Origin of the sequence: Microbacterium dauci (assembly GCF_030065535.1) — a bacterium.
In the GTDB taxonomy this organism is placed as follows: Bacteria; Actinomycetota; Actinomycetes; order Actinomycetales; family Microbacteriaceae; genus Microbacterium; species Microbacterium dauci.
Genome location: NZ_JASJND010000006.1, coordinates 85745 through 104908, shown reverse-complemented (window position 1 = coordinate 104908; position 19164 = coordinate 85745). Strand labels below are relative to the sequence as shown.

At 69.9% G+C, this 19164-nt stretch carries 19 protein-coding genes and 1 tRNA gene; 10 read left to right on the top strand and 10 right to left on the bottom strand.

Annotation, left to right across the window (positions count from 1 at the left end):
* Positions 1-9 precede the first annotated feature (9 nt).
* From coaBC to QNI14_RS09245, 3 genes are all read left to right on the top strand, one after another.
* Positions 10-1215 carry a bifunctional phosphopantothenoylcysteine decarboxylase/phosphopantothenate--cysteine ligase CoaBC gene (gene coaBC, locus QNI14_RS09255; RefSeq protein ID WP_283716306.1) on the top strand — a complete coding sequence of 402 codons (1206 nt, stop codon included), beginning with the start codon at positions 10-12 and terminating at the stop codon, positions 1213-1215.
* A 200-nt stretch (positions 1216-1415) separates the two neighbouring features.
* Positions 1416-3224, top strand: a complete 1809-nt coding sequence (locus QNI14_RS09250) for an AMP-dependent synthetase/ligase (RefSeq protein ID WP_283716304.1) — start codon at positions 1416-1418, stop codon at positions 3222-3224.
* A gap of 19 nt (positions 3225-3243) precedes the next feature.
* Entirely contained in the window at positions 3244-4140 is an 897-nt protein-coding gene (locus tag QNI14_RS09245) for a DUF1295 domain-containing protein (RefSeq protein ID WP_283716303.1), read from the top strand.
* Between the two features lie 3 nt (positions 4141-4143).
* On the opposite strand, the gene QNI14_RS09240 is transcribed toward QNI14_RS09245, so the two are convergent.
* On the bottom strand, positions 4144-4701 hold the full coding sequence (locus QNI14_RS09240) for a cysteine hydrolase family protein (protein ID WP_283716302.1): 558 nt from the start codon (positions 4699-4701) through the stop codon (positions 4144-4146).
* A gap of 140 nt (positions 4702-4841) precedes the next feature.
* Here QNI14_RS09240 and QNI14_RS09235 point away from each other — a divergent pair, with 140 nt between their 5' ends.
* Complete coding sequence (locus tag QNI14_RS09235; RefSeq protein ID WP_283716300.1) at positions 4842-5522, top strand: PhzF family phenazine biosynthesis protein; 681 nt, start codon at positions 4842-4844, stop codon at positions 5520-5522.
* On the opposite strand, the gene QNI14_RS09230 is transcribed toward QNI14_RS09235, so the two are convergent.
* The 3 genes from QNI14_RS09230 to QNI14_RS09220 form a co-directional block, all read right to left on the bottom strand.
* On the bottom strand, positions 5493-6752 hold the full coding sequence (locus tag QNI14_RS09230; RefSeq protein ID WP_283716299.1) for a TolB-like translocation protein: 1260 nt from the start codon (positions 6750-6752) through the stop codon (positions 5493-5495). The two genes, QNI14_RS09235 and QNI14_RS09230, sit on opposite strands and share 30 nt — an antisense overlap.
* 57 nt (positions 6753-6809) lie before the next feature.
* Complete coding sequence (locus tag QNI14_RS09225) at positions 6810-7700, bottom strand: aldo/keto reductase (protein WP_283716298.1); 891 nt, start codon at positions 7698-7700, stop codon at positions 6810-6812.
* An 86-nt stretch (positions 7701-7786) separates the two neighbouring features.
* Entirely contained in the window at positions 7787-9502 is a 1716-nt protein-coding gene (locus tag QNI14_RS09220) for a long-chain-fatty-acid--CoA ligase (RefSeq protein ID WP_283716297.1), read from the bottom strand.
* Between the two features lie 115 nt (positions 9503-9617).
* On the opposite strand from QNI14_RS09220, the gene QNI14_RS09215 reads away from it, so the two are divergent.
* Positions 9618-10004: a DUF2200 domain-containing protein gene (locus QNI14_RS09215; protein WP_347177832.1), complete on the top strand. Its 387-nt coding sequence runs from the start codon at positions 9618-9620 to the stop codon at positions 10002-10004.
* A 19-nt stretch (positions 10005-10023) separates the two neighbouring features.
* The gene (locus QNI14_RS09210; protein WP_283716296.1) at positions 10024-10575 is read left to right on the top strand and encodes an LURP-one-related/scramblase family protein; all 552 of its coding nucleotides are present in this window, start codon (positions 10024-10026) and stop codon (positions 10573-10575) included.
* A 223-nt stretch (positions 10576-10798) separates the two neighbouring features.
* On the opposite strand, the gene QNI14_RS09205 is transcribed toward QNI14_RS09210, so the two are convergent.
* Positions 10799-12592, bottom strand: coding sequence for a DUF2207 domain-containing protein (locus QNI14_RS09205; protein ID WP_283716294.1), 1794 nt, complete (start codon positions 12590-12592; stop codon positions 10799-10801).
* 49 nt (positions 12593-12641) lie between these two features.
* Between QNI14_RS09205 and QNI14_RS09200 the strand changes: the two genes are divergently transcribed.
* Complete coding sequence (locus QNI14_RS09200; protein WP_283716293.1) at positions 12642-13070, top strand: MarR family winged helix-turn-helix transcriptional regulator; 429 nt, start codon at positions 12642-12644, stop codon at positions 13068-13070.
* A gap of 69 nt (positions 13071-13139) precedes the next feature.
* On the opposite strand, the gene QNI14_RS09195 is transcribed toward QNI14_RS09200, so the two are convergent.
* Complete coding sequence (locus QNI14_RS09195) at positions 13140-13592, bottom strand: Hsp20/alpha crystallin family protein (RefSeq protein WP_283716292.1); 453 nt, start codon at positions 13590-13592, stop codon at positions 13140-13142.
* A gap of 132 nt (positions 13593-13724) precedes the next feature.
* On the opposite strand from QNI14_RS09195, the gene QNI14_RS09190 reads away from it, so the two are divergent.
* The gene (locus QNI14_RS09190) at positions 13725-15788 is read left to right on the top strand and encodes a prolyl oligopeptidase family serine peptidase (protein WP_283716291.1); all 2064 of its coding nucleotides are present in this window, start codon (positions 13725-13727) and stop codon (positions 15786-15788) included.
* Positions 15785-17062: an alpha-amylase family glycosyl hydrolase gene (locus QNI14_RS09185; RefSeq protein WP_283716290.1), complete on the top strand. Its 1278-nt coding sequence runs from the start codon at positions 15785-15787 to the stop codon at positions 17060-17062. Before QNI14_RS09190 ends, QNI14_RS09185 begins: the two co-directional genes overlap by 4 nt.
* Before the next feature lies 1 nt (position 17063).
* Here the strand turns inward: QNI14_RS09185 and QNI14_RS09180 are convergent, their stop codons facing one another.
* Positions 17064-17486, bottom strand: a complete 423-nt coding sequence (locus tag QNI14_RS09180; RefSeq protein WP_283716289.1) for an organic hydroperoxide resistance protein — start codon at positions 17484-17486, stop codon at positions 17064-17066.
* Between the two features lie 34 nt (positions 17487-17520).
* Entirely contained in the window at positions 17521-17964 is a 444-nt protein-coding gene (locus QNI14_RS09175) for a MarR family winged helix-turn-helix transcriptional regulator (protein WP_430539265.1), read from the bottom strand.
* A gap of 91 nt (positions 17965-18055) precedes the next feature.
* Between QNI14_RS09175 and QNI14_RS09170 the strand changes: the two genes are divergently transcribed.
* A complete protein-coding gene (locus tag QNI14_RS09170) occupies positions 18056-18304 on the top strand; it encodes a pyridoxamine 5'-phosphate oxidase family protein (protein WP_283716286.1) in 249 nt (82 codons plus the stop codon).
* 71 nt (positions 18305-18375) lie between these two features.
* Here QNI14_RS09170 and QNI14_RS09165 read toward each other — a convergent pair.
* Positions 18376-18448, bottom strand: a tRNA-Arg gene (locus QNI14_RS09165).
* 65 nt (positions 18449-18513) lie between these two features.
* Positions 18514-19164, bottom strand: a complete 651-nt coding sequence (locus QNI14_RS09160) for an asparagine synthase (protein WP_283716285.1) — start codon at positions 19162-19164, stop codon at positions 18514-18516.

The following is a 19164-nucleotide window of genomic DNA, read 5'->3' as shown; positions in this document are numbered from 1 at the left end:
GATCGGACCATGTTCGTCGTCGTGGGAGTCTCCGGCGGGATCGCCGCCTACAAGACCGTGCACGTGATTCGTGCGCTGGTGACCAACGGGCACGAGGTGCACGTTGTTCCCACCGACGACGCGCTGCGGTTCGTCGGGACCGCCACCTGGGAGGCGATCAGCCGCAATCCTGTCACGACGAGCGTGCACGACGACGTCGCCGAAGTGCGCCACGTCGCGCTCGGCACGAAGGCCGACCTCGTGATCGTCGCGCCCGCCACCGCGAACACGCTGGCGAAGATGGCCGCCGGCATCGCAGACAACCTCCTCGGCGTCACGCTGCTCGCCACGACCGCGCCGGTCGTCGTCGCACCCGCCATGCACACGGCGATGTGGGAGCACGCCGCGACACAGGCGAACATCGAGACCCTCCGCGCCCGCGGCGTCCACGTCGTCGGACCCGCAGACGGCGAACTGACCGGCGGCGACAGCGGCCCGGGGCGCATGGTCGAGCCCGACGAGATCGTGGCCGCAGCGTTGGCCGTCAGCGGCGCGCCGGAGCAGGACCTCGCCGGCCTCAGCGTCGTCGTCTCGGCCGGCGGCACGCGCGAACCGATCGACCCGGTGCGCTACCTCGGCAACCGCTCCAGCGGACGGCAGGGCGTCGCCGTCGCGTTGGCCGCCGCCGAGCGCGGCGCGTGGGTGCACCTCGTCGCCGCGCACGTCGACGACGGCGTACTCGCGCGGGTGCTGCCCCATCCGTCCATCGGCGTCGAGCGCGCCGGGACCGCCGCCGAACTGGATGCCGCGATGCGGGCGGCCGCAGCCGAGGCCGACGTCGTGGTCATGGCCGCGGCCGTCGCGGACTTCTCGGTACCCGAGGTCTCAGACGTGAAGCTCCGCAAAGAGGACGGCGTCGTGACGCTCGACCTCGTCGAGAACCCCGACATCCTGAAGGGCCTCGTCGCCGAACGGCGGCCCGGGCAGACGATCGTCGGCTTCGCCGCAGAGACCGCCGCCGACGACGCAGAGCTGCGTGAGCGCGGCATCCGGAAGCGCGCCCGCAAGGGCGTGGACCTGCTCACCGTCAACCGGGTCGGCTGGACCCAGGGCTTCGAGTCGACCGACAACACCGTGCTGTTCGTGGATGCCACCGACGAGGTCGTCGCCGAGGCGGCGGGCAGCAAGCGCGCCGTCGCCGATGCGCTCTGGGACGCGGTGCTGCGACTGCGCTGAGCCAGCGCGGTGCAGGTGGCACCGCATCCGATCCCACGAGCGGCAATCCGATCGGCGTCCGCCTCCGAATGAACACGCACGCGCGCCTGTTCGCTGTCAAGGCCCGGGCGCGATGCACCCGCGACCAGAACCGCCCCATAGTGTCAGGAACACGCCTGGCACGAGCTCCGAGTGACGGCCACCGTCCGAATCGAGGCACGATGCACGAGTCCACCACTCCCCTTCTCGCCGACACCGAGGGGTACCGCAACGTCACCGACCTGCTGCTGCGTCGCGCGGCGGCGGCACCCGACCACGCCGCGTTCGACGTCGCGGACGGCTCCGGCGGCTGGCGTCAGGTGACGACCGCGGATTACCTGGAAGAGGTCGAGACCCTCGCGAAGGGCTTCATCGCCGCCGGCATCGAGCCGGGCGACGCGCTCGCGATCATGGCACCGACCCGGTACGAGTGGGCGGTCGCCGACCTCGCCGCGTGGTTCGCAGGCGCCGTCGTCGTGCCGATCTACGACACGTCGTCGCCGACCCAGATCGCCGGCATCGTCGGCGATGCGAGCGTGCGCCTCGGTGTCGGCGGCACCGTCGCACAGGCCGAGCTCCTCACCGCCGCGTTCGCCGAGACCGGCACCGGTGCGCTCGGTGCCTTCGCGATGGATGCCGCGGGCCCCGGTTCGCTCACGACCCTCAAGGCCCGCGCCCGCGAGGTCAACGATGCGACGCTCGAGCAGCGCCGCACGACGGCCACACCAGACGACGCCGCGACGATCGTCTACACCTCGGGGACGACCGGCGAGCCGAAGGGCGCCGTGCTCACGCACCGCAACTTCCTCGGCCAGGTGCTGAACATCGCCTCGGCGTATGGCGAGGTCGTCCGCCCCGAGGGCAACACGATCATCTTCCTGCCGCTCGCGCACGTCCTCGCGCGCGGCCTGCAGCTCATCTGCCTCGCCAGCGGCATGCGCATCGCGCACCTGTCCGACACGACCGTCGTGGTCGAGACGCTCAGCACCCTGAAGCCGACGTTCCTCGTCGTCGTGCCCCGCGTGCTGCAGAAGATCCAGAACGCGGCCGGCCAGAAGGCCGCCGACAAGAAGCTCACCAAGGTGTGGGATGCCGCCGTCCGCACCGCGGAGACCTGGGGCGACCTGCAGGAGCGCGGCGTGGCGGCATCCGCTCTGCTGCGCCTCCGGCACCGCTTCTTCGACCGCCTCTTCTTCGGCCGGCTCCGTCAGGTCATGGGTGGGCGCGTCGACTACGTCCTCTCGGGCGGCGCGCGACTCGACCCCGACCTGTCGCTGTTCTTCCGCGGCCTCGGCGTGCCGGTCATCGAGGGCTACGGCCTCACCGAGACCACGGCGCCCCTCACCGGCAACCTGCCCCGCGACATCCGCTCGGGCACGGTCGGCCGGCCGCTGCCCGGGTCGACCGTGCGCATCAGCGAGGACGGCGAGGTGCTCGCGAAGGGCATCGGCGTCTTCAGCGGCTACCGCAACCCCGAGCACGACGCGGCCGCGTTCGTCGACGGGTTCTTCCGCACCGGCGACATCGGCCGCCTCGACGACGAGGGCCGCCTCATCCTCGACGGCCGCCTCAAGGACGTCATCGTCACCTCCAACGGCAAGACGATCGTGCCGGCGCCGTGGGAGTTCACCGTCGAAGCCCATCCGCTCGTGTCGCACGCGGTCATGGTCGGCGAGGGCCGCTCGTACCTGTCGGCGCTCATCCTGCTCGACCCGGTCGAGCTCGAGGCGTGGGCCGAGGCGAACGGGTCGACGATCGCGACGACGCCCGGCGGCGTGCTCGAAGAGGTGCCCGACGGGCAGCTGCGCGCCGAGATCCAGCAGGCGGTGGATGCCGCGAACCAGAAGGTCGCCCGCAGCGAGCAGGTGCGCCGGTTCACGCTCATCTCCGCTGACCTCGACGACGCCACGATCATCACCCCGACGCTGAAGCTGAAGCGGAGCGTCGTGCTCGAGCGCGGCGCAGCGTCGGTCGAGAAGCTCTACGCCTGACGGCGCCCGGAAGGAATCCATGTCTGACCAGTCCAGCGCGAAGCAGAACCGCGCCTCGGCGATCACCGTCGTCATCGCCCTCGTGATCGGCGGCCTCGTCGCCCTCGCGGGGAGCCAGGGCGGTGCGACCGTCGGCGGCGTGCCGGTGTTCGCACTCGCGGTCGCCGCGGCGTTCGCGGTGCAGGTGCTCGTCTACATCCCGTCGGCGATCGCGAAGACCGAGCGGTTCTTCGACGCGACCGGCAGCGCGACCTTCATCCTCGTGACGATCGCCGTGCTGCTGCTGGTGCCGACCGTCGACGCGCGCGGCTTCGTGCTCGCCGCGATGGTGATCCTGTGGGCGATCCGGCTCGGGTCGTTCCTCGCGATCCGCATCCACAAGGCGGGGTCCGACGACCGGTTCGACGAGATCAAGATCGCGCCGGTGCGCTTCCTCCGCGTGTGGGTCATGCAGGGCCTCTGGGTCAGCGTCACTGCCGCGGCTGCCTGGATCGCGATGGGGGTCGCCCCCGCTGACCAGGTCGCGATCGACGCGTTCGCGATCGTCGGCATCGTCGTCTGGGTCGTCGGCTTCGTGCTCGAGGTCGTCGCCGACGCGCAGAAGACCGCGTTCAAGGCCGACCCCGCCAACAAGGGGCGTTTCATCCGGACCGGCGTCTGGTCGGTGTCGCGGCATCCGAACTACCTCGGCGAGATCCTGCTGTGGATCGGCGTCTTCATCGTCGCAATCCCCGTACTGAGCGGGTGGCAGTGGATCGCGGTGCTCTCCCCGCTGTTCGTCGCGCTGCTGCTGACGCGGGTGAGCGGCATCCCGCTGCTCGAGAAGAAGGCCGACGCCCGCTGGGGCGGCCAGGCCGACTACGAGGAGTACAAGGCGAAGACCGGCGTCCTCGTGCCCGGCCTCGGCCGCGGCTGAGCCTCAGCGCGCCGCCAGCAACTCGGCGGTCGACACGACGGTCGCGAACTCGCCGTGCAGGTTCGTCGCAGTGATCGCGGCGAGCGTCGCCGCCGGCACGCGCACCCCGTCGGGGCCGGTGCGGTCGAAGCTGTGGGTCGCGTCGAGCGCGAAGAAGGTGTCGTAGCCGAGGTTGCCGGAGACCCGCGCGGTCGTCTCGCAGCAGTGGTTCGTCGAGATGCCGCTGACGACGACCTGCGTGATGCCCTCCGCCTGCAGCCAGGCGTGCAGGTCGGGTGTGCCGTGGAACGACGAGTTCACGTGCTTCGTGACGAGCAGGTCGGGTGTCCCCATGACCGCGGCTTTGAAGTCGTTGCCGGGGCCTCCAGGTGCGAGTGGCGACCCCGGCGTCGTCGAGTCGTGGCGGACGAACACGATCGGCCAATCCTGCGCTCGCCAGTGCGCGAGGAGTGCGGCGATGTTCGCCTCGCAGTCGGGGTTGTCGCGCGCACCCCAGTGCGCCGCATCGTCGAACCCGCGTTGGACGTCGATCACGAGCAGGGCGGGACGGTCGAGGTGCATGCTCCGAGCGTGGCACGGAGCGGATGCCGCCGTGCGTCAGGCCTGCGCGGGATCCTGCCATTCGCGGTGTCGGCGGCACTCGCGCGGCGGTCGCGATCCGAACGCGCACCACGTCACCGACACCTGCGACAATCGCCCGCATGGGAATCTCCGCAGCCGTCGTGAACGTATTCGTCGACGAGGCCGGGAACCACGGCAACCCGCTCGGCATCGTGTGGGCGTCCGCCGCCACGAAGCGGCACGAGCAGCAGATCGCCGCCGACCTCGGCTTCAGCGAGACCGTCTTCATCGACGACGTCACAGGCACTGAGGCGCGCGCCCGCATCTTCACCCCGACGACCGAACTCCCCTTCGCCGGACACCCGACCGTCGGCCTCGCCGCGTGGCTCCGCGCCGCCGGCGACGACATCCAGGCCATCGTCGTCCCCGCGGGCGTGGCCCGCGTTCGCGTGGACGGGGACCGCACGTTCGTCAACGCGATGGCCGACTGGGCGCCGCAGTTCGAGTTCACCCGTCTCGACACCCCGACCGACGTCGACGCCGTCGACCCGATCGCCTACGCGTTCGGCTCCCACTACGTGTGGGCGTGGGACGACGAGGCATCCGGCACGATCCGCTCCCGCATGTTCGCGCCCGCCCTCGGCATCCGCGAAGACGAAGCGACCGGCGCCGCCGCCATCCGACTCACCGCAGAGCTCGGCCGCGATCTCGACATCCGGCAGGGCGCCGGCTCACGCCTCTACACCCACCGGCGATACCTCGGGCAGCAGATCGAAGTCGGCGGGCGCGTCTCAGCCGAGCGCACCGTCGCGGTGCACTGACCGCCGCCGCAGCACCAGCCACACCACCAGCCCGACGACGAGCCCCGCGCCGAGACCGAGCAGCACCGTCCCGGTGGAACCTTGGTCAGCGGGCACCTGCCGCACGGTCCACGCTCCGATGAGGTCGCGCGCCACATCGACGTCGGCCAGCGCCGCGCCGGTGAAGCCGGGCTCGTACGTCGAGAACACCGTCGAGGTGCCGGTCTCGACGTCGAGCCACGCGAACTCCGCGGCATTCGACCAGTCGGACGTCTGCACCAGCAGCGTCTCATCGTCACGCCATCCGAGCACCGAGGTCCAGCCGTCGTCGTCGGGGTGCGCCGCGACGTCGGTCGCGACACCGGCGGCATCCACCACTTGCACCCCCGCGCGGTCCACGAGCGCGAACCGCGTGCCGTCGGGCGACCACGCGTCACCCCCGACGTACGCGTTGCGGTCCACCGAGGCCAGCGGCGTCGCGGTCGCCGTGACGACGTCGATCAGGACGGGACCGGATGCCGCGATCGCGGCGACCGTGTCGCCGTCGGGCGACAGCGCACCGGAGTCGACGTCGGCGAATCCGAGGTCGGTGCGCGCGCCGCTGGCCAGGTCGACGATCTCGAGCTCGCCACGCAGGCGGAAGTCCATGTCGGTATAGGGACTGATCGTTTCGTCCGAGGTGAGCACGAGCACGCTGTCGCCGTTGATGCTGAGCGGCAGCGCACTACGACCGTCGCCGACAGACAGGTCCCGGTCTTCGCCGTCACCGAAGGCCTCGATGCGCAGCGACCCGTGCCCGTCGGCGCCCGCGATGACGACGAACGTCCCGTCGGGCGAGAGCAGCGTCTGCGCGGGATCGCCCTGATCGATGCCGGTCCCCCGCCGCTCGGCGACGCCGAGCCGACGGAAGGTGCTCCCATCGACGCTCATCGTGATCTGCTGCGGGTAGTCGAGGAACTCGACACCGAACCCGTTCTGGTACGTCATGAGCGCCACTGACGACGGCTCACCACCCGTCGTGAACTGCGCGTACGACGCGACGGTCTCGGGGAACACCACCCCGTCGGACGGTGGCGCCGTGGCGCCGAGCGCGTCGACACCCAGCACGAGCCCGAACGTCGCGGCACCCGCGAGTGCACCGAACAGCAGGGGGCGTCCTTTCCGCGAACGAGGCACGACCGTCGATTCGGCCTCCGCCTCCGATGTTGCTGCTGCTTCCGAGTCCCCCGAACGAACCGTCGTCGTCTCCATGCCGCCGACGCTACCCCGGCAACCCTCCAGCGGAGGTTGCCGGGGAGTGAACAGCCCTCAGATCTCCAGGCCGACCACTGAGGAGCACCGGGCGAGTTCGTCGGTCGAGAGCTCGAGGTCGGCCGCCTTCGCCGAGTCGGTGATGGATGCCGCCCGCCGAGCACCCGGAATCGGGATCACGGTCTCGCCGAGCGACAGTTCCCAGGCGAGCACGACCTGCTGCGGGCTCACCCCGTGCGCCGCACCGATGTCGGCGAACACCGCGAACCGGTCGCCGACGGAGCGTCCGCCGCCGCCGGTCCCGCCGAGCGGACTCCACGGCAGGAACGCGATGCCGCGCTTCGCGCAGTACTGCAGTTCGTCGAAGCTCCCCGGATGCCGCGGCGAGAACTCGTTCTGCACGCTCGTGAGGTTGCCGTCGCCGAGCACCTGCTCGGCGATCTGGATCTCTTCGACACTCGCGTTCGAGATGCCGACGGCGCGGATCTTGCCTTCGTCCTGCAGCGTCTTCAAGTTCTGCATGACCTCGCCGTAGACCATCCAGCGATCGGGGCGGTGGTACTGGTACAGGTCGATGACGTCGACGCGCAGATTCCGCAACGAGTCCTCGACAGCGCTGCGGAGGTACGCGAGCGACCCGTCGCGACCCCACTGCTCGCCCTCGGAGCGCGTGATGCCACCCTTCGTCGCGACGACGATCTGCGACCGATCACCGCCCCAGCCGGCGAGCGCATCGGCGACGATGAGCTCGTTGTGCCCCATCGTGTCCCACGAGGGTGCGTAGATGTCGGCGGTGTCCACGAGCGTCACGCCCGCGTCGAGCGCCGCACGGACCGTCGCGACCGCGTCGTCGTGCGACGGATACTCCTTGTCGTTGTTCATCGAGACCGGCATGGCACCGAGTCCGATCGCGGAGACGGTGAACGGTCCGAGGCTGCGCTGCCGCATGGGGCTCCTTCGACGATGGCGAGTTGGTACCGGGTCCACCCTGCCACCGCCCGCAGGCGGCGTGCCCGGCCTTGACAGTCGGCCCCTCAGTGCGTGGTGAGTCGTTCGCGCACCTGTCTGCGCAGCACCTTGCCGATCTGCGAACGTGGGAGATCGTCGACCTGCACGATTCGCCTGGGCACCTTGTAGGACGTGAGGTGCGTGCGAGCGAAGTCTTTGAGCCCCGCCGCGTTGAACTCGGCGCCCGCTTTGACGACGACCACCGCGACGACGTCCTCTCCGCCGCCCTGCCGAGCGATGCCGACGACCGCTGCGGCATCCACATCGGGATGCTGGATGAGCACCTGTTCGACCTCGCTCGGGCTCACGTTGAACCCGCCGGTGATGATGAGTTCCTTCATGCGGTCGACGACCGTCACGAAGCCGTCGTCCGAGACCGAGACGATGTCGCCGGTGCGGAGCCAGCCGCCCTGGATCAGCACCGCATCGGTCTCGTCGGGACGGCGCCAGTAGCCCTGAAAGACCTGCGGCCCTCGGATGAGCAGCTCGCCGGCTTCGCCGATCACGAGGTCGACGCTCGGATCGTCCGGATCGACGACACGGATCTCGGTGCTCGGGAACGGCACGCCGACGGTCCCTGGGCGCCGGGAGGGTCCGATCGGATTCCCGAGCGCGACCGGCGATGTCTCCGTCATGCCGTACCCCTCGACGAGCAGCCCACCCGTCGCCTCTTCCCATCGCGTCACTGTCGGCACCGGCAGACTCATCGCGCCCGAGATCGCGAAGCGGATGCCACTGAGGTCGACATCCTTCCGCGTACTCGCCCGCGACAGCGCGTCGTAGATCGGCGGGACGCCCGGCAGGAAGGTCGGCGGCGAGGCCTTCAGCGCACCGACCACGAGGTCGACGTCGAACTTGGGGAACAACACCACGCGCGCGCCGATGGAGATGGCGAACGTGAGACAGAGCGTGAGGCCGTACGCGTGGAACATCGGGAGAACGGCGTAGAAGGTCTCCTCCCCTTCTCGGAGACCGGGCACCCAGGCGCGCCCCTGCGCAGCGTTGGAACGGAGATTGCGATGCGAGAGGATCGCCGCCTTCGGCGTTCCCGTCGTCCCGTTGGTCAGCTGGAGCAGCGCGGTGTCGTCGAGGGACGGCGTTGGCCACTTGCGGGGCAATCGACGCGATGCCGCGAACTCGCTCCAGCGGATGACGACCTTCGACGTCGGCGTCGCGGTCATCGCCTCGCGCCGCTCACGGATGGTAGGGACGGGGAGGCGCAGCGCGATCCGTTTCGTCCACGGGAGCGCGTCGGTCATCCGCACCGACACGATCGCGGACGGCGCAACGTCTTTCGGGAAGTCCGCGATGATGTCGACGACCTTGTCCCAGACGATTGCGACGACTGCTTCGTGGACTTCGAACTGGTGGCGGAGTTCCCGCGCGGTGTACGTCGGATTGTGCTCGACGACGATCGCGCCGAGGCGCAGGGCGGCATAGAAGGCGACAACGTGCTGCGGGCAGTTGGGCAGCACCAGCGCGACACGGTCGCCCTTCTGCACGCCGAGCTTGCGAAGGGCGTTCGCGGCACGTGACACCTGCTCGCCGAGCTCGGCGTAGGTCGTCTCGGCTCCGAAGAACTCGAGCGCGACCTTCGAGCCGTAACGCTTCACGGCGGCGTCGAGCATGCCGATCAGGGTCTCGGTCACCGGCTCGATGTCGTACGGCACCCCGTCCGCGTAGGCATGCAGCCAGGGGCGGTCGCTCAGCGGCGACGCCGCATCGTTCGAGTGTTCCGTCATGGTGCTTCTCCCCGTCTCCCGGCCAGGTTATGCCTCGCCGTCGATGCGTCGCCTGTGTACGCACAGTCGCCCGAATCAACTGCGCGCGCTCGATCGAAGGCGGCAGACTGGGCGCATGGCCATGGAGCAAACGCCTCGTCAGCGAGCGAACGCGGAGCGCGTGAAACGGATGCCGTTCAGCGACCTGTATCCGATGTACGTCACGAAGGTGGAACGCAAGGGGCGCACTCGCGACGAGCTCGACACCGCCATCCGCTGGCTCACCGGCTTCGACGACGCCGAGCTCGCGGAGCACCTGTCCACGGGGACGAGCGTGCGGGAGCTGTTCGATGCGGCCGTGGTTCACCCAGGCGCTGTGCAGATCACGGGTGTGGTGTGCGGCGTGCGTATCGCCGACATCGACGATCCCCTCATGCGCCATGTGCGCATCATGGACAAGATCGTCGACGACCTCGCGAAGGGGCGCCCGCTCGAGCGCGTGCTGCGCACGGAGGCGAGCTGACGGTCGTAGCCTTCTCAGCATGTCGCTGCTCACGCACAACCAGCTCGTCTTCCAGCAGACGAGGAGCTTCTCGAAGAACGACTTCGCGATCCTCGACGCGCAGGGCGCGCAGGTCGCACACGTCGAGACCGGAGGCAGCGCGCTCGGACGCGCGTTCCTGGGATCTCGCGAGCTGACCGTGTTCGACGGGCCGGGCAATCCCGTTGCCCGAGTGTCGGACACGATGACGTTCGGGCGCGACCGGCTAGAGATCGCCGATGGCGCGGGGAATCCGTTGGCGAGCCTGGTGCAGCGCATCACGCTGTTCTCGACGCGCATCACGATCCAGCTGCCGGACCAGCAGATCGACCTGGTCGGCGACATGTGGGGCTTCGATTTCCAGTTCAGTGGCCCTCACGGCGTCTGGGCGACCGTCTCGCGATCCTGGTCGGGTATGGGCAACGCCTTCCTCGGCAAGTCGACGTACATGGTCCAGCTGGCCGATGACCTCGACACCCGGCAGCGGCTGACGGTGATCGGGTCTGTGCTGGCGCTCGACCTCATCCGGGAGAAGCGCGCCCGGAACTCCTGAGCGCCTGAGTTGTGAAGCTCAGAGCGCACATCACAAATTCATAACGACGAACCCTTGCCACCGTTACCTGGCCGTTATACAGTCGTGTGCACGGAAGCTGTTTTGCTGTGGCAGCGACCGACATGTGATTGCAGGACACTCTTGGTGCAAAGGGACAAGGGCCGGTCGGAAGCCTCTCCGACCGGCCCTTACTGCATCCCGGAGACAACGTCTGGGGATGGCCTCAGACCCCGCCGCCACCGCCGCCACCACCGCCACCGCCCGCGGAGCCGCCGCCCGTCGATCCCCCCGACGACGACGCCGCCGAGGCCGCCGATGACAGCGACCCGATCCCGGACGAGAAGGATGCCGCGTTGAACGCGACCGCGCCGGCGTACCACGACGGCCCCGCGGCACCAACTTGGTCGTAGAGCACCACGAGCCGCTCGGACCACGCCTTCTCCTGCCCGAACACGACGGCGTACGGCAGGAGCCGCTCGTACAGGTGGAGCATCTGCCGGGGGTCGTCGGCATCGATCGCGACGCGATCCGCCCCCTCGGGCGACTGCAGCATGCGGATGCGATCGGCCTCGGCCCACCCGATGAACAGCCGGAGTCCCTCGAGGTGTTCGCGCAGCGCGACGCCCTCCTCGGTGAGCGGTGTGCGCGCTACGACGAGCGTCGCCGCCACGGCGACGAGGATCGTCACGATGAGGAGCAGCACGGGCCACAGCGCGTCGACCGACGCGTTCAGCATGACCACACCGCTCCCGACCGCGACCGCCGCGGCGATGAAGCTGCCGAGGATCGGCCAGAAGCGCGTCCACCCCGACACCTTCCGATACAGCCCACGGCCCTTCAGCTCCGATCCCGCGCGAGTCAGGATCTGCTGCGCCGTCTTCGACAGCCGAGTGTCCGTGCTGCCGAACTCATACGTGTCGCCCACGACGCCACCCGGGAAGATCCCCTCGAGCAGCATGCGCCCGTCCGCGTCGGCGAGGCTCGGGTCGACGAGCTCGGCGACGAGCTTCGCGTTCCCCCACCGCGGCTTCTCCCCCTCGGTGATGCGGATCGATCCCACCACGGCCTGTTCCAGCACCTCCGCGGGGATCGCCTTCCCGGCGGCCCCCAGGAACACGGCCGACTCGAGCGCGTCGACGCCGGGCGGCGCTTCGTACTGCGCGATGACGCCGCGGCCCGCGGCATCCGCAAGCCGCCTCCGACGCACGACGAACGACCACACCAGCACGCCGATGGCGGCGAGTGCGCCGCCGATCTGGACGACGCTCCACGGCGACCCGCCGTACGACGTGTCGAGCGGGGTGAACGAGCCTGCGTCGAACCCGACCGCGAAGGTCAGCGTCTCGCCGGGCCCGACGTCCGCCTGCGTGACGGTGACCGTCGTGCCGTCGTCCGTCTGCGCGAGGTCGATGCGGTCGCACGATGCGCCGTCGCCCTGCGACCCCGCGTAGCAGGCGGCGTCGTCGACCGTCGTGGCGATGTCGGCGCTGATGTGCACCCGAGCGGTGATCTCGCCGAACGGCTGGGCCCAGTCGACGCCGTTCACGTCCCAGTAGAGCTCGAGCCCGGTGTCCTCGAAGTCGTGCACGACATTGTCGAGCTCGTATGTGAAGACGAACGTCTGCGCACCGTGGAGGTACCCGTCGCCGCGCGCGACGATCTCGAGGCCGCCGTCGACGCCGTCCGTCTCGACGTCCCAGACGTCGTCGCCTGCGGCATCCGTCACGCTCACGAGGTGCGGGCGCAGTGGCAGGTCTTGATAGGTATCGGGGATCACGCGTCGCATGCCCTGGTTCTGGTCGGTCTCGGGGAAGACCGCAGTGAACGACTCGACGACCCGCAGGCCGCTCAGGCCGTCGGCGTCACGCGTGAGGGTGTAGTCGACCTCGAGCGTCTCGAACGTGAAATCGTCGACGTCGGCCGTCGCCGCGACCGCCGGTGCGCACGCGAGCACCACCCCCACGACCATCGCCCACATCGCCGTCGCCAGCGTGCTGATCCCCCGAGAAGTCCTCACGCCTTCAGCTTCACACGTTCAGAAGAGGAGCGGGGATACAGTGGACGCCATGACGGACAGACGCCTCGCCATCGCCGCGTGGGAGAGCCTGTTCCGTGCCCAGCACGAGCTCATGGACGAGTTCGAGCGCGACTTCGACGGCGACGAACTCGCCCAGGCCGAGTACGACGTCCTCCTCACCGTCACCCGCGGCGAAGGACAGTCGGCACGGCTGCGCGACGTCACGGCCAACATGCTCATCAGCCAGCCGAGCGTCTCACGACTCGTCGACCGGATGGTCTCGCGCGGGCTGCTGACCAAGTGCCCCGACCCCGCCGACGGCCGCGGCGCGATCGTGACGGCCACCGAGCAGGGCGCCGGCGCCTTCCGTCGCCTCGCCACCGTGCACGGGCGGACGATCGCCGAACGCATGGCCGTGCTGAGCGACGCCGAGCTCGCACAGCTCCAGGCGATCACCGCCAAACTGCGCGGCCGATGACGCGCGAATGCCCCACGCTCGATGAACGTGGGGCATTCGGTCCGACCTCCGCGCCGACCGGCGCCGAGATCACTGGTCGATCGGCTGAGGCTGATCCGCCTCGGATGCGGTGATGGATGCCGCGGTGCCGGACGTCACGACCTCGACCTTGCGGGGCTTCGCCTTCTCGCTCACCGGGATCGTGACGCTGAGGACGCCGTTCGCGTACGTCGCGGCAATGCCCTCTGTGTCGACGCCCTGCCCGAGGTTCAGCTGCCGCAGGAAGCTCGCGGCCTCGCGCTCACGCGTGATCCACTTGACGCCCTCACCCGAGGTGAGCGTCCGCTCAGCACGGATCGTGAGCAGCTGACCGTCGACGTCGATGTCGACCGATCCCGGGTCGATACCGGGGAGATCGGCGGTCAGCACGTAATGGTCACCGTCACGATAGAGATCCATCGGCATGCGCCGAGGCCCGCGGCGCGGATCGAAGAGGCTCGACGCGATGCGGTCGATCTCACGGAACGGGTCATATGTGGCCATGATGCTCTCCTTCACTTGCATCGAATCTGGAAGTTGAGCCCAGTCCGCTCAACTTGGAATGAGATTAGCACTCCAGTGCCGAGAGTGCCAACCGTTCTCGATCGGCGAACAGGGCCCCCGTAGGCTGGCCGGATGAGCGCCGCGATCGCCCCCGAACCGCACGATCCGTTCCTGTGGCTCGAGGACATCCACGGCGCCGACGCGGCCGCGTGGGCAGCAGCCCGCACCGCCGAAACGGAGGCCGCGTTCGCCGGTGACCGGCGGAGCGCGCTCGAGACCCGGCTGCGCGGCATCCTGCAGGACCCCGATCGCCTCGTCGTTCCGAGCCGTCACGGCGACCTCATGTACGACCTGTGGCGGGACGCCGACAACCCGCGCGGGCTGTGGCGGCGCACCACCCGCGCCGCGTTTGCGGCGGGAACCCCCGAGTGGGAGACGCTCCTCGACATCGACGCGCTCGGCGCCGCCGAAGGCACCGCGTGGGCGTTCGCCGGCGCGAGCCATGGGCCCGCAGACAGCGGGCGTGCCCTCGTCTCGCTCAGCCCCGACGGCGGCGACGCGACCGTCGTCCGCGAGTTCGACCTCGACGCGCTCCGCTTCGTCGACGGTGCGGCGTTCACCCTCGACGCGCACAAGCACCGCGTCGCTTGGATCGACGCCGACACGCTGCTTGTCGCGACCGCGCTGCACGGCGGCGGCGTCACCGACTCCGGCTACCCGATCAGCGCGCGCCGCTGGGCGCGTGGGACCGCGCTCGGGGATGCCGCGCCGATCGTCACGGGCGTGGCATCCGACGTCGGCGTCTTTGTCCACGTCGACCGCACCGACGACGTCACCACGCCGCTGGTCGTGGTGGCGCACGACTTCTTCCACAGCGAGCTGTACGTCTGCGCGGGCTCGGAGCCGCTGCTGATCGATGCTCCGCAGGATGCCCGCGTCGACGTGCACGGCGACCTCGTCGCGGTGCGGACCACGACGCCGTGGGAGGTCGCCGGTGCGACGCACGCGTCGGGGACGCTGCTGGTCGGCCCGCTCGAGACGCTCACGACGGGCGACGGCAGCGACCTGCAGGTGGCGTTCGCCCCCACCGCGACGGCGGTCCTCGACACCTGGGCGTGGACGCGCACCCGGCTGGTGCTGACGATCCTCGACGAAGTCCGCAGCCGTCTCGTGTCGCTCGACCCCGCAACGCTCGAGCGCATCGACCTGCCGCTCGGCCTCGGTGACACCGACCTGTTCACCGCGAGCGTCGCGACCCTCGATGCCGACGAGGACGACGAGCTCTGGGTGGTCGCGCGCGGCTTCCTGACCCCGCCGACGCTGCTGGTGACGGATGCCGCTTCAGCCGCGCCCCGCACGGTGCGCCGCAGCCGCGAGGCCTTCGACACGACGGGGCTGGCGGCGACGCAGCACTGGGCGACGTCCGCCGACGGCACCCGCGTCCCCTACTTCGAGGTCGGCCCGGCCGAGCGCACCGGGCCGCTGCCGGTGCTGATGAACGGCTACGGCGGCTTCGAGCATGCGCTCACCCCGGAGTACCCGGCGATCGTCGGACCGGCATGGCTGGAACACGGCCGTGTGTACGTCGTCGCGAACATCCGCGGCGGCGGCGAGTTCGGGCCGGAATGGCACCTCGCCGCGCTCCGCGAGCACCGCCACCGCGCCTACGAGGATTTCGTCGCCGTCTCCCGCGACCTCGTCGCCCGCGGCGTCACGACGCCAGACCGCGTCGCGTGCCACGGCCGCTCCAACGGCGGGCTGCTCGTCGGCAACATGCTGACGCAGTACCCCGACGACTTCGGCGCGATCGTCTGCGGCGTCCCCCTCCTCGACATGCGGCGGTACACACGGCTGTCGGCCGGCGCGAGCTGGATCGCCGAGTACGGCGACCCCGACGTCCCCGCCGATTGGGAGTTCATCCGCACGTTCTCGCCGTACCACCTCATCCAGCCCGGCGTCGAGTACCCGGCATCCCTCATCTACGCCGCCGCGAGCGACGACCGGGTCGGCCCCGTGCAAGCGCGCAAGATGGCCGCGCGGCTCGCCGAAGAGACGGATGCCATGGTGCACTACCTCGAGCCGATCGAGGGTGGCCACTCCGGGACCATCGATGCAGCTGCCACTGCCGCGCTACACGCCACGATCCACGCGTTCCTCGACGAGACCGTCGGGCGCGGGGAAGCGTCCCCGGCATGAGCGAGCTGGACGATCGGATCGAGGCGCACATCCCGGCGCTGCGCGAGGCGCTCGCCGGGCAGGACGAAGTCGTCGATGTGCTCGTCGACGCAGCCACGCACGCCTGGCTCACGCGGTCGCTCGATCTGCGCGTGCACGGCGAGCAGCGAGCGCAGGCACGCGACCGTCTCACCTCGCGGTTCACGCTCGGCGGTGCGTGTTTCGCCGGCCGCTACGCCGGCAACCTCGCCGGGCTCCGCGACGAGATCCCGTACCTCCGCGACCTCGGTGTCACGCTCCTGCGCGTCGAGTCCCCGTTCGAGACCGGCGCCGACGGGACGCCCGATCTGCGTCGCATCGATCGTGGTCTCGGCTCGCTGCAGCGGATGGTGGAACTGACCGACGCGCTGCGGCTCGCGGGCATCTCGCTCGCGCTGCCGGTCGCGGCATCCGGCGACGTCGTGGCGTTCGTCCGCGACGTCCTGTTCCTCGTCGACCATGGCGTCGAGGCGTTCGTCGTCGACGACACCGCGACGGCCGCCGTGCTCGCCGCGGTGCTCGCGATCAGCGCACCCGGCGTCGTCGTCCTGCCCGGCTCCCCCGGTGCCGCACCCCTCTGGCAGTCGTTCCTCACCGGGCACGCCGCACCGCTCCGACGCGCGATCCGGTGGCGCGACGGCTCGAGCCGGGTCGTCGCGGTCCGCGACGCCGAGGCTGTCGACGGGCTCGGCTGCGGCACGACCGCCTCGCTCGCCGGCGTCGACACCGACGATCCGCACGGCGAGGCGAGGGCGGTCCTCGCCCATGCGCTCGCGCTCAGCGTTCCCGGCATCCCGATGCTCTGGCTCGGCGACGAGGTCGGTCAGCTCGACGACCCGAGCTACCGCGACGACCCCGACCGTCGTGGCGACGAGCGCTGGCTGCATCGCGGTCAGAACCCCCGCGACCGGTACGCGACGAGGGCGGATGCCACCACGTCGGCCGGCCGCATGTTCTCTGCGATCACAAAGCTCATCGCCGTGCGGCACACGACACCTGAGTTCGACGGCACGCGTCTCGTGGGGTTCGACGTTCCGGGCGACACGATCGCGGCGTTCCAGCGGCCGGACGACGACACTGTGGTGCTGGTCCTCGCGAACGTCGGTGCGGAGGCGGCATCCGTCGACGCGACGACCCTGTCCGGGTTCGAGCCCGCAGCATGGGACCTCATCGAGGGTGTCGAGGTCGACATGACCGACGGGGTGACGCTCGCGCCCTGCGGGTTCCGCTGGCTTCGCGTCACCCCACGCGGCTGAGTCAGTCCTCGACGACGCGGACGGTGACCTCGATGTTGCCGCGGGTCGCGTTCGAGTACGGGCAGATCTGGTGCGCGGCGTCGGCGAGCTGCTGCGCCTCGTCGTGCTCGAGGTGCGGGATGACGACCTCCAGCTCAACCGCGAGACCGAAGCCTCCCTCACCGTTGGAACCGATGTGCACGCGCGCGCCGACGCTGGTGTCTTCGAGCTTCACCTTCTCGGCTCGAGCAGCGGCCTGCAGCGCGCTGTGAAAGCAGGCCGCGTAGCCTGCGGCGAACAGCAGCTCGGGGTTCGGCGCACCGCCCGGCCCGCCCATCTCCGCGGGGATCCGCACGTCCGTGTCGACGAGCCCGTCGCCGGAGCGCACGTGTCCATTGCGGCCGTCGCCGGTCGCGAGTGCCTCTGCGGTGTAGATGGCGTCCATAGGTGTTCCTTTCATCAAGAGGCGGATGCCTCGGTCATCGGGAGGCAGCAGCCTCGGCGGTCTGTCTGAGTGCGGCGGTCATCTCGTGCACGGCGGCGAGCATTTCTCGCGCACGATCCCCGGTCAGGCCGGTGCACTGCGCGATCTCGGCGGCGACTCCGGCCATCTCTGCCTGCAGCGCGCGCCCCTGCGCAGTCAGCGCAACCTCCACGACTCGGTCATCCCCGGAGCGCCGCGTCTTCGTCACGAATGCTCGGGCTACGAGTCGGCGGAGCAGCGGAGACAACGTGCCGGAGTCGAGGTGGAGTTCGGCCCCGAGCTCTTTCACGGAGCGCGGTTCGCGATCCCAGAGGGCGACGAGCACCAGGTACTGCGGATAGGTCAGCTGCCACGGCGCGAGCACCCGGCGGTAAGCCTGGGCGAACGCGTGGCTCGCCGAGTACATCCCGAAGCACACCATCTCGTCGATCACACTCATGGAATAAGCATTGCACGCAACTTAATTGTGCGCAATGCGTATTCACGGCAGCTCACCCTGCCCGGAGCCCCTCTCGAGCGACTCTGCACGGGTGTCGGTGGCCGGGCGGGCCGAGATCGTCGACGACCCCGCGCGGCTGGGGGAGTACTGGTCCCCCGCCGTCGACGCCTGGTTCCCCGACGGACCCGACGACCCCGCGGTCGCCCTGCTCCGAGTCGACGCCGAGTCGGGCGAATACTGGCACAGTGCGGGCGGGCGCGTCGCGACGATCGTCAGCCTGATCAAGCCTCGGATCACCGGCGAGACCTACGAAGGCGAGAACGGCAAGGTCGACCTGTAGTGCGCCTCCCCCGACAAGACGAAAGCCCCCGCTTGCGCGGGGGCTTTCGTGACTACTGTCTCAACACAGTGTGCGCCCGAAGGGACTCGAACCCCTAACCTTCTGATCCGTAGTCAGATGCTCTATCCATTGAGCTACGGGCGCCCGACCCGTTTCCGGGCCAGGGAATAGCGTACCCCACGCCGGGCCCACTCCTGAAATCGAGCGAACTACTCGAGCTCATCGAGGAGGGCAGGTGAACCCTCGGGCCGATCGAGCGGCGTGGGAGCAACACCTTCGGCACGCAGCGCCTGCTGCTTCGCGACGCTGCGACGATGCGCGCGCAGCTTCGGGAGATCCACCAAACGAAGCGCCTGCATACGCGCGCCGCGCATGCGGTCGTAGTCCGCGTCGAGGTCGGGGCGTGCCGCCGAAATGCGCAGGGAGCGGTCGATGTTGTTCGACACCTCTCCCCACGCGGCGTCCCGAGCGTCCGCGACGAGCTTGCGCAGCTCCGCCTCGTCCTCGGCGCGAGCGCGGAGCTCCCGCGCCACGTGCTGCGACTGCTTCGCGCGGCGTCGAAGGTTTCGCACGTCGCGTCGCCGGTAGTCGTGCGTGCCGCCGGAATCCGAGTAGCGACCACGCGCGAGTTTGCGCTCACTCTCGGTGCGCGCGGCATCCGCTTCGGCTTCGTCGGCGAGCCCGAGCAGCGCCTCGCGTGCATCGGCGAGGAAGGCGTCGGAATCGAAGTCGTCGCCATCCACGAGGATGTGCACCAGAATGCGGTTCTTCAACGCCAAACGCGTCGCCGCGGACGCGATGTAGAGCCCCTCGGCGACGACGTCCCGGGTCTTGGCCCGCTGCTTGTCCGTCACGCTCAC